The following is a 15,794-nucleotide window of genomic DNA, read 5'->3' on the forward strand; positions in this document are numbered from 1 at the left end:
CACCGACTTCAGTATCTGTGTGACGCCCAGTTGTCGCTATCAGCGGGCGCTCATTATGTTGTCCGGGCGCGCCCTTATTTCTGTAGGTGAATACGGCAGGCGCTGTCAGCGCAGCCTGACAGCATTCGGCGCCCCAGGTTGGCGCCGGGTGAATGGCAACGGGTGCATCGGACTGGCTCAGGCGGAGCGAGCCGACCAGATCTTTTTACGGTTCAGCAGCAGCGGAATGACACCGATGGCGATGCCGCCCATGCCCACCACATTGGTGACCCAGTCGAAGGTCGGGATGCTGTAGAGCGCAATGAAGAAGAGGAAGAGCCCACTTGCCACCGGCCAGATGACATGGGTGATGGCGACCCACGGCCCCTGCGTCAGCACCTTGCGGTAGTACCAGCCGCAAGCCAGCCCGGTGAGCCCGAGGTAGAAGCAGATCTGGAAGCCGATGGCGGTAATCGAATCCTGCAGGATGACGTTGATCGTCGGCAGATAAGACGACACGAACAGCAGTGCGAGCCCCGTCAGCCAGATGAAGAAGATGGCGATGTGCGGCGTGCGCCAAACCGGATGCAGGCGCGCATAGCGCGCGTGCAGTGCGCCGTCGCGGCTTTTGGCAAAGAGCGTGCGCGTGAACTGCAGCATCTGGGTTTCGACGGTTCCCACCGTGCTCAGCAAGACCGCGACGATCGCGACGTAGCCCCAGGTCGGCCCAAACAGCTTCTCTGCAATGGCGAAGATGATGTTCGTGTTGTAGTGCTGGATCTCGGCATCGGACAGCCCGAGCTGCGTGATGACGATGAAGACAAGGAAGAACACCATCAAGAACACCATCGACCAGAACGCGGCGCGGCCGGGCGTGCGGTTCGCGTCGCGCGTCTCTTCGCTGAGGTTCATCGTCACGTCCCAGCCGTAAAAGAAGAAGATCGCCACCAACGCGCCGTTGGCGAACAGCTTGGGTGTGAACGCGAAAGGCCAGAACCAGACCCACGAGAACGGGTGCTGCGGCGTACGCGGAAACACCATGAAACTCGCGACGATGATCCCCAGCAGAATGACACCCTCGACAATCGTCATCAGCACCTGCACGTAGCTGGTGAGCTTGATGCCCTTGACGACCACCACGCTGACAAACGTGAGCCATGCCGCCGCGATCAACGTCACGTAGTGCACGTTGTTCATCATGGGCCGATCAAAGATGAGCAGCGTGGCATTTGCCGCCGGAATCATGGCAGACACCATGAACACGCAGCACAGCACCAGCAGCGCCCAGCCGGCAAAGAAGCCGAGTGCGCGCCCGAATACCATGCTCACCCACGAATACGAGGTGCCGGCACTCGCCAGGGCACGGTTCATGTTGATGAACGCGTACGCGATGCCAAACATGATGAGCCCGCACACCAGGATACTGGCCGGCGACTGCGTGCCGGCCGTCCCGATGATGGTGGAAGTCGTGATCTCGATGCTGTAGGCCGGGGCAGTACCGGCGATGCCCATGATCACCGATTCAACGATACCCAGGGAATCGGCATTGAGCTTGGCGGATTGGTCCATGGATGCGCGACTCCCAGTCGAGATTGGGGGGCAATAGACCGATTTTTACCCTGTGCCGGATAGGCGGGCAATAGGGGCGTCTCTGGGCTGGAGCGGTGTCGTGGACGTGGGTTCTGGCAAGCCTTTGCTCTGTATGGCCAAGACGCTCGGAAAGAGCCAAGCCTGAAAATATCGACCGGGCAGCACATGCGCGCGCCCCTATCCCCTTTTGAGCTGGGTCGATACGGGACCAGGAATGCCGTCATGGTTGGGCGTGCAGCGGCGTTCTCGCGCTCTACATGGCCTCGTTGCAGGCGTGACGTCTTCCGGGCCCGAGCTGGTAAGTCGAGCACCAATCCATCATGAGATGACGCATCAACAGTGCCGGGTCCGCGATCTCGAGAATGAGACGACGTAGCACGCGTTTGCGCATGTGCTCTTCGTCCAGCACCCACGGAGCGCTGACCTCGCTGAGATGCCGCGCGATCGCATCGCAGTGGTCGGCACCTTCCGGAAGGCCCAGGCGTGCAGCCAGCAAGCCGGCAACGACGTCATCGATCTCTACGTCCAGGTGCTTCGCGTCAATGGTGAGTTGCAGCTTCATGGGCGTGATCGAACCTCAAAAAGCCGGCACCGCAACGGGGATAGCGGCGCCGGAATGCAGTTGCACCGGCCGGCGAACCGGCCAGTCGATGGCAGCACAACTGCGTGGTTCAGTAGTCCAGCTCAGGGGCCGGCACTTGCGCGGGCTTGTCTTCCTTCGGTGCGTCCGCGATGGTCGCATCCGTGGTCAGGATCAGCCCGGCGACAGACGCAGCGTTCTGCAGCGCCGTACGCGTGACCTTCGTCGGGTCGACGACGCCTGCTTCCACGAGGTCGCCGTACTCGCCGGTGGCTGCGTTGTAGCCGTAGTTGCCCTTGCCTTCGGCGACCTTCGCAATGACGACGGACGGCTCTTCACCGGCGTTGGCGACGATGGCGCGCAACGGTGCCTCCAGCGCGTGCTGCACGATGCGGATGCCGGCATCCTGATCGCTGTTCGCGCCCTTGAGGTTGAGCACTGCAGAGCGGGCGCGCAGCAAGGCCACGCCACCGCCCGGAACGATGCCCTCTTCCACAGCCGCGCGGGTGGCGTGCAAGGCATCGTCGACACGGTCCTTCTTCTCTTTCATCTCGACTTCGGTCGCCGCGCCCACCTTGATGACGGCAACGCCGCCGGCAAGCTTCGCCACGCGTTCCTGCAGCTTCTCGCGGTCGTAGTCGCTCGTGGCCTCGTCGATCTGCACGCGGATGGACTTGACGCGGGCATCGATGCTGGCCTGGTCGCCGGCACCGTCGATGATGATGGTGTCGTCCTTGCGAACCTCCACGCGCTTGGCCCGGCCGAGGTCCTCCAACGTAGCCTTCTGGAGCTGCTTACCGGTTTCTTCGGAGATGACCGTTGCGCCGGTCAGCACGGCGATGTCTTCAAGCATGGCCTTGCGGCGATCGCCAAAGCCGGGGGCCTTGACCGCAGCGACCTTCAGGATGCCGCGCATGGCGTTGACCACCAGGGTGGCCAGCGCTTCGCTCTCGACATCCTCCGCCACGATCAGCAGCGGCTTGCCGGCCTTCGATGCCGCTTCCAGGATCGGCAGGAGGTCGCGGATATTCGAGATCTTCTTGTCGTGCAGCAGGATCAGCGCGTCGTCCAGATAGGCCGCCTGCTTTTCCGGGTCGTTGATGAAATACGGGCTGACGTAGCCGCGGTCGAACTGCATCCCTTCGACAACGTCCAGCTCATTGTCGAGCGACTTGCCATCCTCGACCGTAATGACACCTTCCTTGCCGACCTTCTCCATGGCATCGGCAATGATCTTGCCGATGGCCTCGTCCGAGTTGGCCGAAATGGAGCCCACCTGGGCAATCTCGCGGTTGGTCGAAATCGGCTTCGACAGATTGCGAAGCTCATCGAGCACGGCGGCCACGGCCTTGTCGATACCGCGCTTGAGATCCATCGGGTTCATGCCGGCGGCCACGTGCTTCATGCCTTCCTGCACGATGGCCTGAGCGAGCACGGTGGCGGTGGTGGTGCCGTCACCGGCAATGTCCGCAGTCTTGGATGCGACCTGCTTGACCATCTGCGCGCCCATGTTTTCGAAGCGATCCTTCAGCTCGATTTCCTTGGCGACAGACACGCCGTCCTTGGTGATGGTCGGGGCGCCAAAGCTGCGCTCGATGACCACGTTGCGGCCCTTGGGCCCGAGCGTCACCTTCACGGCATCGGCAAGAACATTCACGCCCTTGACGATACGGACGCGCGCGCTGTCGTGGAACTTGACGTCTTTTGCACTCATGTTTGTTGCTCCGGATAAGTCGTTGACTCAACACGTCGCGAACAACCGGCCTATTTGCGGTGTCCTGTCCGGCAGTGTCCGCGAGCGGCTCGAGGCTTCAGGCGGCCTTGGCAACCGCCTCGGCGTGGGTTTCGATGACGCCCATGACGTCTTCTTCACGCATGACGAGGAGTTCCTCGCCATCGACCTTGACGGTCTGCCCGGCGTACTTGCCGAACAGCACCTGGTCACCGACCTTCAATTGGAGTTCGCGCTGCGTGCCGTCCTGAAGCAGGCGGCCCGTGCCGACCGCAATGACTTCACCTTGCTCGGGTTTTTCTGCGGCGGAATCAGGAATCACGATGCCCGAGGCCGTCGTCCGTTGCTGTTCGATTCGCTTGACGATAACCCGGTCGTAGAGGGGACGAATCTTCATTTCCATCTCCTGAGCGATAGATCACCAAAAAAGGGAATCCGGCTTGCGCGCCGTTCAAGCATGGCGCCTGAACGGGGCTGACAAACCGTGCCAAATGCTTGGCGGATTGCAAAATAGAAGCGCTCCGCGGCGACTTCAAGAGGCTCGCGAACGGCGTGTTTGTAACAAAATGTTTCACGGCAACAGGATGCGCCGGACGGCTCCAAGGCGGTAGACCGTACGGCTGCGTACCGGCCGGTGGCGCGGTAGTTGGCGGGGGATTGGAAGGACAGGACAGGGCGGCTCGCGTCCACCATCCGGGCCGAGCGTATCGTCCGGCTCCTCAAGCGCCTGCCACACGCCACCCTTGACGGGCCGGAACAGCCAGCGCAGGTAGCCTTCGTTCGCTGCAATCTGCATCAACTCGGCACGATCGGGGGCGCCATCGATGAGTGCCTCGTCCGCCGATGCACCCTCGTAATCGCCGAATGCCTGACGGCATGCCAGCGCTTCACCTGCGGATGCGCCCACCACGTTGCAACCGCGTCGCTCGACACGCTCAAGATCCCATGCGCCGAGCTGCCAGGCGGCGTCGAGCAGCGCCTCGTCAACGGCTTCGACGCTCTGCCAGGCGTGCGTTAGTTGAATGGCCGAGCCCGGTACGGAGCGCGGTGGAATGTCGACTCCCGGCAACACGAGCGGGCTGGCGCGGCGAAATCCATGCCAATGCAGGATCGCCACGAGCGGCGTATTCAGGCGCCGGGCCGCTGTCACGGTCACCGCGACCAACGGCAGACGCACCGCGTCCATCTGTTCATGCACTGTGCTGAAAAGGTCCATGAAGCCTCCGAATGATGTGTCCAATGGCCTCTTGAAATTTCTGCCTGCTTCCCTATTTTAGGTTTCGTCAATGCAGTCGCGGTTCTCGCGCTGCGTGTTTCGATTTGTGTGTCAGTGGCCCACCACGGACGGATGAACTGGAGCGCGTAGTTCGGTTCAATCTCCGTGCGGGCCCTTCAGGAGCCAGCCATGAGCGATCTGTTTTTTGGCACCGATCTGCTGGGCGAATTTGATCGCCTGCAACGGCAGATGGCCACTCTCTTTGCGGGGGCACCCGCCAGCCTGCGCGCCACGCGCCTGGGCACCTTTCCACCTGTCAACATTGGCAGCACCGATGACTCGGTCGAGATCGTCGCGTTCGCCCCGGGGCTGGACCCCGCGCAGATCGATGTCTCGATCGACAAGGGGCTGCTCACGATCAGCGGCGAGCGCAAGCGCCCGGATTTCGAGATGACCGACGACACGCGCGTGTATGCCGACGAGCGTTTCACCGGCGCGTTCCGCCGCGTGATTGAGTTGCCACAGGACGTCGACCCCGACAAGGTCAATGCACGGTACGTCAACGGCTGCCTGACCATCAGCGTCGGCAAGTCGGAGGCATCGAAGCCGCGTCAGATCACAGTGCAAGGCTGAGCCACAGCTTGCCCAAGCATGAAGGAGCCCATCATGAACGACACCGCACAATTGGCGACCCAGGCGCAGCCGGGTCGTGCCACGGTCGCAAAGCAGCCGGCGGAGCAACCCGCCGCACGCCAGACGCACCTGGCGCCGCCTGTCGACATCTTCGAAAACCGCCAGGGCATCACGCTGTTTGCCGACCTGCCGGGCGTGCCGCGCGAGAAGCTCGATATTCGCGTGCAGGATGGCACCCTCACGGTCGATGCCGAACTGATGGTGCCCACCCCGTCAGGTCTGCGTCTGCAGCATGGCGAAGTTCGGCACCCGCATTTCTCGCGCACCTTTGTGCTGAGCCCGGACTTTGACGCTTCGCGCATCGATGCGCAGTTGCGCGACGGCGTTCTCAAGCTGACCATCCCGCGCCGCGACGAGGCGAAGCCGCGGCGTATCGAAGTCCACGCCGGCTGAGCGCATCACCGGCCGCTGTTTTGCCTTGCAAGCGGGCGCGCTCCTTGCGCGCCTGCATTTGGCACCGTGCCCCCTGGTTACGGATGTTGGTTACTCGGAGACAAAGATGCTGAGTGCACACGAATTTGCCACCCTGATGTTGATCACTCAGTCACCCGAGCAGGTCGACATGAACCGCGCTGAATTGGATGCGTTGCTGGAGCGGCAAGTGGTCATGCTCGAACGCTCCGCCGAAGGGCACCGCCGCCGTGCGCGGCTGACCGATACCGGACGCTCCGTGCTACGGGCGTTGAATGCGGTCGATCGTCAAAAACGCGTTGCACCGGGATCCGCTCGCCGGGACGCCGACTAGCCTGTGACTTTGCAGGCGCATCTCTCGATCCAAGGCAGAACACCCGGCGCTCAGGCGCGTTCGTTGCGTTGCCGTTCGCTCCACCTACGCCACGCCTTGCCGTCTGCCGGGCGCCACAACCCCTGCGCTACCACGTGTACGGGAAGCGAAGCGTAAAGACGTAGTTCGGCGCGTCCGGCGTCAGGCCCATGGCCAGCGTGGCGCTGATCGACAAGTTCTTGGTCAGCACATGGCTGATCCCGAACGTCATCGTGCCTACGTTGGTTTTGCTGCCCACCACCGACTGTTCGGCGCCACCCTCTGGGGTGATGCGCGTGTTGCCGGAGAATGCGGTGCTGTAAGCCATCGTCAGCGCCGTGCGGTCGTTCAGCGCCAATGCAAGGCCTCCGCCCAAGGTGATGGTATCGCCCAGCTTGACCTTGCCCGGCTGCACCACGCCTTCGGTCGAGGAGATGTCAGCAAACGAGCGCGGCACGTAGTACGTGTAGCTGGCATTGGCAAACAACACCACCGGGTCGTACGTCTTCAGGAAAGACATGCCCAGCGTGCCGCTCCAGACACCGTTGCCGGTCGGCAGTTGCTGGTCGATGATCAGGTTGTTGTTATTGCTGTCGGCATGGATCAGCTTGATGCCAAACGGTGAACGCCCGGTCGGTGCACGCACGCGAAAGCTGCCGACAATGTCCGGCAAATCCGCTGACTCTTTGACGAGCTGATAGTAGATGCCGGCACTCACATCGCCCAAGCCCGCGGACGTCTTGTCTGCCTCGCTGACGGTGCTCGATGCCCCACCCGCACCGCCGCTGAAGAACGTGCTGGAGCGATACACGGCCGGCACTGTGAAATCCGCGCTCAGCCGATCGCTGAAGCCATAGCGGCCGGTGACGTCGAAGGTCGTGACATTGGCCTTGGTCTGGACCAGGTTGATCTGCCCGAGAAAGATCGCATCCAGCGCCAGAAAGCCCGACAGCGCGAGGTTGCGGCGGTCGTAGTAGCTGTAGCTGATGCCGGTATCGATTGTGAAACGTCGCTCAAACAGCGGCGCGTGCTCGGATTGAAAGACAAGGTCCTTGCTCTGGATGCGAGGCTTGTCGTTGGGGTCGGGGCGGGCGGCGGTTGTGCTTTCCGACGCAGGCGCCGTGTTGCCGGATTGGGCGACCAGCGCAGACGACGGCGATTGTGTTGCCGTGGTTGCGCCCGCAGCGGATGCCTGTGCGTTGCTGGCACCAACGCCACGCCCGCGCACGCGCACCAGCTCCAGGTCGCCGACGCGCTCTTCCAATGCATCAATGATCTTCTGCTGCCGCTCGATGATGCGCTGCAGGCGCGCCAGGCGCGCGTCAAAGGAGTCTGCGGCAGCCGGTGCCGATTGCGCTTCGGCCGCCGCAGGAAGCAACAACCAACATGCCACTGCCCACGCCACTGCCGTGCGTCGGTGTCCCATGTTTCCCCCCGGAAAGCAAGGCGGAGGCTGAAGAGCCTCCATTTCAGCGCACCGGCCCTATTGCCGGGCGCCGCCTCTCACTGCCTGCCTGTGTGTTCTTTTATTGCGTCGTTATAGGGAATTCTGCATCGGCACGTCTAGCGGCGTAAACCCGCCACCGCCTGCAATGCCTGCGCCACGCCGATCTGAGCCAGCTGCTGACGCGACATCGTCTGCATCTGCAGTTGGATCGACAACTGATTGGCAATCAACTGCGCATTGCCCGCCATTTGCGCCACCTGCATCACGCTCCCCGCCGCCCCGGCCAGATTGGGCGTCACCGACTGCGAGACGACGCCCATCGGGCTGGTGATGGCAACCTGCACGCCGCCCGCGCCCACCTGGGCCTGGGCGGTGAATCCGTTCTGCGCCGCCGTTGCCAACGCGCTGCCCGAAGGCAGTGTAGGCAATGGAGCGGCCTGCATCGAGATCGATGTGGTGTTACTCGCCAGATTGTTGTTGCCAGCCACCTGTGTCACCTGGCCGACACCGTTGACCTGTACACCGGCCCCGCCGGAGGCTGTCGCCCCGGGTGCGGCGCCCGCCAGAGCACCCATGCCCATCTGCACCGACGCCAGTGTGCTCACTGCGACGCTGGCGGTACTGGTGCGCAGGTTGGTGGCGAGCATCCGCGCTTCGGCCGCTGCCTGCCCTGCTTCGTTGCGCCATTGCGAGGCCATTTCAATCATGAATCCGCTGACGATGCTGGCGCCGAGGTATTTGCCGCGCTGCTGGGCCAGCTCGCCGTCATCGGCCAGCTCGACTGCGGTGCCGGAATGAAACAGCACGGCACTGTCGTGCGCTTCGGCCGGCGCGGAAGGATCAGGGAGCGGCCCGGCGCTGGCTCCGGCACACCAGCCGGCATACGCGAGCGGCAGCATCCATGCGAGTGTCTTGGTTTTCATCAGAACAGGTCCCACCGGGCAGGTCCAAATTCCATCTGGATCGGCAGCATCCCTCCCGAGAACGCGGCGTTCTCACGCGCGCGCAAGCTGGGAGCATTCGTCTGCAGCAATCCGGAATCGGCCTGGACCGACACGTCGCCGACGATTGCAAATACGAGGCCATTCCACGCAGGCGCAAATTCCCACTCCTGCATGATGCGATTGCCCAGTGCGGGGTCGGCGATAAACACCCGCCCCTGGGCCGCGCGCTTGACGACCACGAAATGTTGGTACCCGTTCAAGCTCAACAAGACGATCACCGGGATCGCCAGATCGCGTAATGCCGCCATGTCCACACGGTAGCCACGGCCCCGAAAGCCGAGTGTCTGCACATAGTTGCGCATATCGAGCATGGAGAACCCTTGCTCGGCGACCTGCTTCGGGTCGCTCACTTTCATCATGTCGGCAATGACGCGGCGCTCATCGATGTCCAAGCCATAGCCGTAGCGCAGCAACGTGCCAACCGCAGCCGCCCCGCAACTGAAATCCTGCTGCTGTCGCATCACACTGCGATAGCGCAGCTCCGCCATGCTCTTGACCGGCTTGTTCAGTGGCATTTCGCTGTCGGCGCGCAACGCAATCGCGCCCTCCTGGGCACTGGCCTGCGTTGCCCACAAGCCGCCTGCGCAGAAGAGACACAACATCACCCTGCCCACCGATTGCCGGTTCAGTCGCATGAATCCCCCCCTTGGGGAACGGACACCCGACCGCCGGAGCAGCGGCCGGGTGTTTGGACGCTAGCCTTAGTTGGCGGCCTTGGCCGTGGCGATTGCCAGGCCGTTGTGCTGCAGGTTGCCCGCGCCAGCCGCGATGTTGACGCCGATGTTGCCCATGGCGTTCATCAGGGCAGTGCCGTTCAGCGAAGCAACATTGGTCGGATCGCAACCATTCAGGCGCAGCGAGTTGTTGTCAGCCGACTGCTTGTTGTAGTCGGTGGCCTTGGCGATACGGCCCGAGGTGTTGGTCGATGCAGCCATACCGTTCTCTTGCAGCTCACCCGCGCCCGCAGCGATGTTCACGCCGATGGTGCCCTTGGCGCCGTTCAGAGCGCTACCGCCCAGCGATGCCTTGTTGAGCGCATTGCCGATGGACAGCGACTCACCCGGGTCCGCCTGGTTGTTGAACACCTGGGCCGAAGCGAACACCTTGCCGGCATCCACGGCCGCCAGCGCAACGTCGTTGGACTGCACATTGCCAGCGCCGGACGTGACGTTCACCCCAACCGCACCTTGCGCGCCCTTGAGCGCCTGTCCATCAACCGTCGCCGTATTGCTGCCACGCCGCAGGTCGACCGAGTTGTTGTTGCTGGATTGCGTGGAATCGACAACCGCCGACGATTCCGAGCTGAACGGCACAAAACCCAGCGCGAGGCCGTAGCCCTGCACGTGGATGTCATTGCTGATTTCGGTCACGTTGCTGATAACCGCCCCGGAGGAGCGCGGACCATCGTCTCGTCCCTGAGCGTGGGCTGCACCTGCAGCCAGCAGGGCGAGTACAGCAATGGCAGTCAGTTTGGCTTTCATGGTGATCTCCCTTCCTTCTGTTGCTGTTAAAAAAGAGTGCCCGCCGGGGGACGGAGCACAAAGACGTTGGATACGACATTCCCCGTTCCTGCCGTCTGGTTGACCTGCACAACGCCGGAGGTATTGCGCAACGCCGTCGATGCAATCGACGCGTCTTGCCTGCCCTCCGCCGCGGGCGCGGCATCCTGACGACGAGACTGTGAAGCCACGCCCGACAGGGCACTGTCGGCAAGTGGCTCGATGTGATGGGATTGCTGTTGCACAACCGACGCAGTGGGGGCGATCACCGCGACGTTCACCTGTGCGTTGCCGGCACCGCTGGCCTGATTGATCGACACTAGACCCGCCGCACCATTGAAAGACGCGCCCGCCAGCCGGCTCGATGCCGATATGCCTGATCGAACCCGCCCAACAAACTGCGATGACACGACGCGGGCCTCATCGGTCGACACGGCGGCCACGTTGGCCTGCACGTTGCCCGCCCCCGAGGCCTGATTGACGGCCACGCGCCCGGCCGTGTTTGCAGCGGCATCGCCCTCCACCACGGCGGACACCGGCGCACTTTGGGCCCACGCCGCGCCAGCCGGCACGGCGCCCAGCACCGCCACAACGAAGTGCCACGTTAGAGACCTCACGGCTGCCCGCCACGCGAGAGCGGCGCCAGTGCGCCGCTGATCTGCGACGCAATGCCCGCCGTGGCCTGTACCACTTGCCCGCCCACGCCGCCGACGGCAGCGCCGCTCACGGCGTTACCGACGGAAAGCCCGCCGGCGGTGGGTTGCAATCCGCTTCCCGTGGATGAAGTCAGGGCGCGCTGCAGGCCTGTCGTTGCGTTGCTGGTAGCAGCGCGCGATGCGCCGAGTTCGCCGTCAGACAGCACGGACATGACCGACCCGACGGATTGATTGAACGCCTGCGTAGGAAACGGGCTCACTGCCGTGCGGACGGGCAATGCATCGGTCTGAACGCCCCGATAGGCGACGCGCGGGGTGACATCGCGCTGCACGATGATGTCGCCTTCATCGGCATGTGCCGGCGCGAAAGCAAGCGCCATCGCCAGACACGCAGCCAGTGCGGTCGGCTCCATCGCGCAAAAGGTCGCCCAACGCCAAGCATGGCGCTGTGAGGTGATTGTCGGCATGGCTCGCTCCTCCCCGGGGGCCCTAGAGCGACATCCATGCCATGACGACTAACCGCCTGATTTGTCTAGGGAATCACCCATCAGGAGAGACCACGCACCCCTCCAGCACGCATTTTTGTGTCATGGCTGAAACAGGCAAGTCACTGAATTGAGGGAAGCAAACCTGCCCGGACAAGGGATCGTCCGGTCAGGCATGCCAAATGGAATGTTTCAGCCGTGAAGCGGCTACGTTTGTCGACACTCACGCACATACCGCGACAGCGACGACGCTCTCACCCCATGAGGCACGCTGGCTCGCTCCCGGCAAGGCGGTCACGCCATGGACTCCAACCACCCGCCGGCGATGGGAAGCTAGAATCGCGCGAACTGCCACCATCGACCAGCCGCAAAAAGGTCAATACCACTCACCCGGGAGGATTTGCGCTATGGCCATGAAACGCCTTGTCCTTTCTGCCCTGCTTCTGTTGATGATTGTGGTGATCGCTGTCCTTGCATCGCCATGGCCCAGCGTGTTGGCCATCCGCGCCATCTTCGATCACGGCGCTGCGCAGGCATCCAACGCATTGGAGCCGTTTGTTCCCGACGATGTGGCTGTGCAAACCGGCCTGGTCTACGACCCCAGCGATCCGGATGGGCGCCTGGACATCTATCGCGGCAAGGCGGCCACCCCGGACGGCCCTGTCGTCGTGTGGTTTCATGGCGGCGGATTTGTTTCCGGACGCCGGGCCGATCTCGCCAACTATCTGAAGATCCTCGCAGGCAAGGGCTTTACGGTCGTCAATGTGGACTACACCATCGCGCCCGAGGCGACCTATCCCACGCCCATCCGGCAGGCCAACAGGGCGCTTGCGTTCCTGTCCGCGCAGGCTTCGCAATTGAAGATCAATGCAAACAAGATGGTCTTGGCGGGCGACAGTGCGGGGGCGCAAATCGCGGCGCAGACGGCGGCCCTGGTGACGAACGAGCGCTATGCGCAAGCGCTGGAAATCTCACCCGAGCCATTGGCAAACCAGATCGCCGGCGTCTTGCTCTATTGCGGCGTGTACGACATCACGCAGATGGGCCAAAGCGGCGGCTTGGGTGCCTGGTTCGTCAAGGCGACCGCGTGGGCGTACAGCGGCAAGCGAGATTGGCATCAGGTGCCGGGGTTCGACACCATGTCGATCACCCCTTACATCGCCCGCAGCTTTCCGCGCGCGTTTGTGAGTGCGGGCAATGCCGATCCGCTCGGGCCGCAGTCGGTGGCCCTCGCAGCCGCGCTGCAGGCGCAGGGAGTGAATGTAACGAGCCTCTTCTTCCCGAAGGACTACCAGCCCCAGCTCGGGCACGAATATCAGTTCCGGTTGGACACCGACGCCGGCAAGGGTGCGCTGGCGCAATCGGTGGCCTGGCTCAGGTCGCTATAGGTCGAAGCGCCGCAAAGCGCGACCGCGCCTGCTTTACGCGCTGCGGCGCGACGTGAGGTTTGCAGTGAGCCAAGCTGCCACCTCGCTAACCGGAATGGCATGGCGTTGATTGAGCGACTCGCCCCTGTCCCAGCCCGCCGAGCAAAGACGGCTCGGTCCACTCTAAGCCGCAGAAGGGCGCGGCCTAGGGCGGCCCAGGGCGGCTTCCGGCTTGCCGGCGACCCGCCCGTAAATCACGGTGCCGCCCCGCCGGATACACGATCTCGCTGGCGGCCCGCCGCACTCAACGATCCGAGCGCTCGACGACGACCTCGCTAATCTGAAGCACCGGTGCAATGTCGGTGTAGTTGACGATATCGGCCAGGATCTCCGCGCCGTGCTGCTTCATGGCCGCCTGGAACGCATCGGCCGATTCACAGATGAACGCGCACATCGCCACGTAGGCAGGTGGGGTGCCGGGTGCTCCGCCGGCCAGGCCTTTATCGACGGTGTAATACGCACAGGCATTGCCAAGTCGCGCCTTCGCCAGCGGCATGTGGCGTTCGCGGTAATAGTCGTGGTCGAAGCGTGCGCCTTCGGCGTAGGGGTACATCACGGTCACTTTGATCATGCGGTTCTCCTTGTGGTCATTTATGGCTTGAAGGATAGAGTGATTGCGGTGGGGCAGAATCGGGCGCCGCCTTGGTTACCGTCGGGCGTCGGCACGCCTTGGATGCGAAGGGTACGCAAGGGCGAGAGCCGGAACAGCAGGTCGCAAGTCGTTTCTCCGTTTCCGGTGTAGCGGTACATCCCCTCGGCGATTTTTTTCGCATCGCCCGCTTCAGAGTAAACGCGGTAGTTGGGGCCATAGACGCGAAACCAGAAACGTAGCCCCTTGTCGGGCGTCGGTTCTACAAACGCTTGGTCAACAACAAGTGCCCGATTGAATGGCTCGCGCGTCGCGAAGATATTGTTGACTGTGGCGTATGCCTGAGGTTTGGCGCGCCATGCTGGTTGCTCCGCCTCTTCGGCGTGCGCGATGACGCAGACCGCCGCAATCAAAAAGACACTGAGTTTTCGCGGCATTTGTTAGTCTTCCAGCAAGGCAGCCATGTGACCTCAGTCGATCGCCGAAACCTTGATCGGCGTCGCCAGCGGGGGCTGCTGGGCGTGTGCGAACAGCTGACCGAGGCTTAGCCTTTCGTTCCAGATACGGCGCAGCTCCAGCCCATACCGCTTCTCAATATCCTCTGCCAGGGTTTCGAGTTCAAGCGCGTCTGGAGTCCATCGTCGTGGGTATAGCGCGCGGTATATGGCCAGAATTTCATCGTCCGGCCTGAGCATCAGCTTCTCCCCATCGCGCAGCGCAAACGCTCGGACAAAGACGAGCAAAAATTCTCGGATTTCCAACTTCGAGGCAGACGGGAAAGCTCTGCGCCAGCTCTTTCCCTGACAGCTGCGGCCACTGAACGGTGCAGGCAACTTCGTTCCAGGGAACGCTGCCCATAGCAGGGCAACCAGAAACAGTGCGATAAAAATCAACGTGGTCATGACCCGCCCATATCCAGAATTGGAGACTCGGAAACCGCTGAGTTCTCGGAGTGCTGGCAACGTGTGTGCGGCCCATTCTAGCGGCCCGCTTTTGCGCGCGTTGATCACGCCTCGCCCGCACCGAACAGCTCATCTAAAAAATTAGCTCGCAATTCAATAGCACGCTATATATATTCTCCTCCATGAACACACGCAAGCCTTCCTCCGCACGCCGTGACCTCGCCCTGGACGAGCAGCTTTGCTTTGCGCTGTACTCGACCATGATCGGGATCAACAAGGCGTACCGGCCACTGCTCAAGGCGCTGGACCTGACGTATTCGCAGTACCTCGTCATGCTGGTGCTGTGGGAGCAGGACGCCCAAACGGTGTCGGAGATTGGCGAGCGCCTGTTCCTCGACTCCGCCACGCTCACCCCGCTGTTGAAGCGGCTGGAGGCGGCGGGGCTGATCGAGCGGCAGCGCTCGGCTGAGGACGAGCGGCGGGTGATCATCTCGCTCACGGCGGCCGGCAAGGCGCTGGAGAAGCGGGCCGAGAAAGTGCCGGCATGCATGGCTGCGGCCATGGAGTGCGCGCCCGGCGAGCTGGAAGAACTGCGCACACAGTTGAATGCATTGCGGGGGCGGCTCCTCAAGAACGCCGCCTGAGCACATGCGTATCGCCGACGGGCGCCTGATCGCGTCCGTTTTTTTAAACTGATTAAGTAGTGCGCTATTTAATAGTAAGCAATGCGGCGCGGCCTCGACAGCCGATGCGCGTACCCCCCCTCTCACAGGAGAACCACCATGTCGATCGAAAACGTCCTCTACCGTGCCAATGCTCGCGCCACCGGCGGCCGCGATGGTCGCGCCATCACCGACGATGGCCGGCTCGACGTGCGCCTGACCACCCCGACCGAACTCGGCGGTGCCGGCGGCGAAGGCACCAACCCCGAACAGCTGTTTGCCGCCGGCTACAGCGCGTGTTTCCTGGGCGCCATCAAGTTTGTGGGCGCGCGCGACAAGATCCGCGTGCCGGCAGATGTGTCCGTGCAGGGCACCGTTGGCATCGGCGTCATTCCGAACGGCTTTGGCATTGAAGTCGACCTGAAGATCAGCCTGCCCGGCATGGACCCGGCCGAAGCGCAAACGCTCATCGACCGCGCGCACATCGTCTGCCCGTACTCCAACGCAACGCGCGGCAACATCGACGTACGCCTGAGCCTGGTCTGACCCGCACCCCCCTCCCCCGACAAC

Annotated in this window: 20 protein-coding genes; 6 read left to right on the plus strand and 14 right to left on the minus strand. The window is 62.9% G+C overall.

What is annotated here, in order from left to right:
* Nucleotides 1-177 precede the first annotated feature (177 nt).
* From BEK68_RS06780 to BEK68_RS06800, 5 genes are all read right to left on the minus strand, one after another.
* Nucleotides 178-1,548 carry an APC family permease gene (locus tag BEK68_RS06780; RefSeq protein ID WP_012436668.1) on the minus strand — a complete coding sequence of 457 codons (1,371 nt, stop codon included), beginning with the start codon at nt 1,546-1,548 and terminating at the stop codon, nt 178-180.
* A gap of 274 nt (nt 1,549-1,822) precedes the next feature.
* Nucleotides 1,823-2,131: a hypothetical protein gene (locus BEK68_RS25690; RefSeq protein ID WP_012436669.1), complete on the minus strand. Its 309-nt coding sequence runs from the start codon at nt 2,129-2,131 to the stop codon at nt 1,823-1,825.
* A 109-nt stretch (nt 2,132-2,240) separates the two neighbouring features.
* Nucleotides 2,241-3,863: a chaperonin GroEL gene (gene groL, locus BEK68_RS06790; protein WP_012436670.1), complete on the minus strand. Its 1,623-nt coding sequence runs from the start codon at nt 3,861-3,863 to the stop codon at nt 2,241-2,243.
* 97 nt (nt 3,864-3,960) lie between these two features.
* Entirely contained in the window at nt 3,961-4,278 is a 318-nt protein-coding gene (locus BEK68_RS06795) for a co-chaperone GroES (protein WP_004628765.1), read from the minus strand.
* 174 nt (nt 4,279-4,452) lie between these two features.
* Complete coding sequence (locus BEK68_RS06800) at nt 4,453-5,097, minus strand: hypothetical protein (RefSeq protein ID WP_012436671.1); 645 nt, start codon at nt 5,095-5,097, stop codon at nt 4,453-4,455.
* 189 nt (nt 5,098-5,286) lie between these two features.
* On the opposite strand from BEK68_RS06800, the gene BEK68_RS06805 reads away from it, so the two are divergent.
* The 3 genes from BEK68_RS06805 (at nt 5,287) to BEK68_RS06815 (ending at nt 6,535) form a co-directional block, all read left to right on the plus strand.
* Nucleotides 5,287-5,730: an Hsp20/alpha crystallin family protein gene (locus tag BEK68_RS06805; RefSeq protein ID WP_009239646.1), complete on the plus strand. Its 444-nt coding sequence runs from the start codon at nt 5,287-5,289 to the stop codon at nt 5,728-5,730.
* Between the two features lie 33 nt (nt 5,731-5,763).
* Nucleotides 5,764-6,183 (plus strand): Hsp20/alpha crystallin family protein, encoded by a 420-nt coding sequence (locus BEK68_RS06810; RefSeq protein WP_004628759.1) that lies wholly within the window; start codon nt 5,764-5,766, stop codon nt 6,181-6,183.
* Nucleotides 6,184-6,289: 106 nt separating this feature from the next.
* Nucleotides 6,290-6,535 (plus strand): hypothetical protein, encoded by a 246-nt coding sequence (locus BEK68_RS06815; protein WP_012436672.1) that lies wholly within the window; start codon nt 6,290-6,292, stop codon nt 6,533-6,535.
* 127 nt (nt 6,536-6,662) lie between these two features.
* Here BEK68_RS06815 and BEK68_RS06820 read toward each other — a convergent pair whose 3' ends face one another.
* The 6 genes from BEK68_RS06820 to BEK68_RS06845 form a co-directional block, all read right to left on the minus strand.
* Nucleotides 6,663-7,979 (minus strand): hypothetical protein, encoded by a 1,317-nt coding sequence (locus tag BEK68_RS06820; RefSeq protein WP_012436673.1) that lies wholly within the window; start codon nt 7,977-7,979, stop codon nt 6,663-6,665.
* Between the two features lie 137 nt (nt 7,980-8,116).
* Nucleotides 8,117-8,923 (minus strand): hypothetical protein, encoded by an 807-nt coding sequence (locus tag BEK68_RS06825; RefSeq protein ID WP_012436674.1) that lies wholly within the window; start codon nt 8,921-8,923, stop codon nt 8,117-8,119.
* Entirely contained in the window at nt 8,923-9,639 is a 717-nt protein-coding gene (locus tag BEK68_RS06830) for a C39 family peptidase (protein ID WP_012436675.1), read from the minus strand. The genes BEK68_RS06825 and BEK68_RS06830 overlap by 1 nt, the downstream gene beginning before the upstream one ends.
* A 66-nt stretch (nt 9,640-9,705) precedes the next feature.
* A complete protein-coding gene (locus BEK68_RS06835) occupies nt 9,706-10,485 on the minus strand; it encodes a hypothetical protein (RefSeq protein ID WP_009239640.1) in 780 nt (259 codons plus the stop codon).
* A 26-nt stretch (nt 10,486-10,511) separates the two neighbouring features.
* Nucleotides 10,512-11,120 carry a hypothetical protein gene (locus BEK68_RS06840; protein ID WP_012436676.1) on the minus strand — a complete coding sequence of 203 codons (609 nt, stop codon included), beginning with the start codon at nt 11,118-11,120 and terminating at the stop codon, nt 10,512-10,514.
* Entirely contained in the window at nt 11,117-11,626 is a 510-nt protein-coding gene (locus tag BEK68_RS06845) for a hypothetical protein (protein WP_012436677.1), read from the minus strand. Before BEK68_RS06845 ends, BEK68_RS06840 begins: the two co-directional genes overlap by 4 nt.
* Nucleotides 11,627-11,826: 200 nt before the next feature.
* Here BEK68_RS06845 and BEK68_RS06850 point away from each other — a divergent pair, with 200 nt between their 5' ends.
* Complete coding sequence (locus BEK68_RS06850) at nt 11,827-13,032, plus strand: alpha/beta hydrolase (RefSeq protein WP_249262907.1); 1,206 nt, start codon at nt 11,827-11,829, stop codon at nt 13,030-13,032.
* 283 nt (nt 13,033-13,315) lie between these two features.
* On the opposite strand, the gene BEK68_RS06855 is transcribed toward BEK68_RS06850, so the two are convergent.
* The 3 genes from BEK68_RS06855 to BEK68_RS06865 are packed head-to-tail and all read right to left on the minus strand — an operon-like array spanning nt 13,316 to nt 14,562.
* The gene (locus BEK68_RS06855) at nt 13,316-13,642 is read right to left on the minus strand and encodes an EthD family reductase (RefSeq protein WP_009239636.1); all 327 of its coding nucleotides are present in this window, start codon (nt 13,640-13,642) and stop codon (nt 13,316-13,318) included.
* Between the two features lie 20 nt (nt 13,643-13,662).
* On the minus strand, nt 13,663-14,097 hold the full coding sequence (locus BEK68_RS06860) for a hypothetical protein (RefSeq protein ID WP_012436679.1): 435 nt from the start codon (nt 14,095-14,097) through the stop codon (nt 13,663-13,665).
* A 33-nt stretch (nt 14,098-14,130) separates the two neighbouring features.
* On the minus strand, nt 14,131-14,562 hold the full coding sequence (locus BEK68_RS06865) for a hypothetical protein (RefSeq protein WP_012436680.1): 432 nt from the start codon (nt 14,560-14,562) through the stop codon (nt 14,131-14,133).
* 182 nt (nt 14,563-14,744) lie between these two features.
* On the opposite strand from BEK68_RS06865, the gene BEK68_RS06870 reads away from it, so the two are divergent.
* Together BEK68_RS06870 and BEK68_RS06875 are read left to right on the plus strand one after the other, a co-directional pair.
* Nucleotides 14,745-15,206 carry a MarR family winged helix-turn-helix transcriptional regulator gene (locus BEK68_RS06870; RefSeq protein WP_012436681.1) on the plus strand — a complete coding sequence of 154 codons (462 nt, stop codon included), beginning with the start codon at nt 14,745-14,747 and terminating at the stop codon, nt 15,204-15,206.
* A gap of 138 nt (nt 15,207-15,344) precedes the next feature.
* Nucleotides 15,345-15,770 (plus strand): organic hydroperoxide resistance protein, encoded by a 426-nt coding sequence (locus tag BEK68_RS06875; protein WP_009239632.1) that lies wholly within the window; start codon nt 15,345-15,347, stop codon nt 15,768-15,770.
* The last annotated feature ends 24 nt before the right edge of the window (nt 15,771-15,794 follow it).

It is taken from the genome of Ralstonia pickettii, assembly GCF_001699815.1.
Lineage (GTDB): Bacteria > Pseudomonadota > Gammaproteobacteria > Burkholderiales > Burkholderiaceae > Ralstonia > Ralstonia thomasii.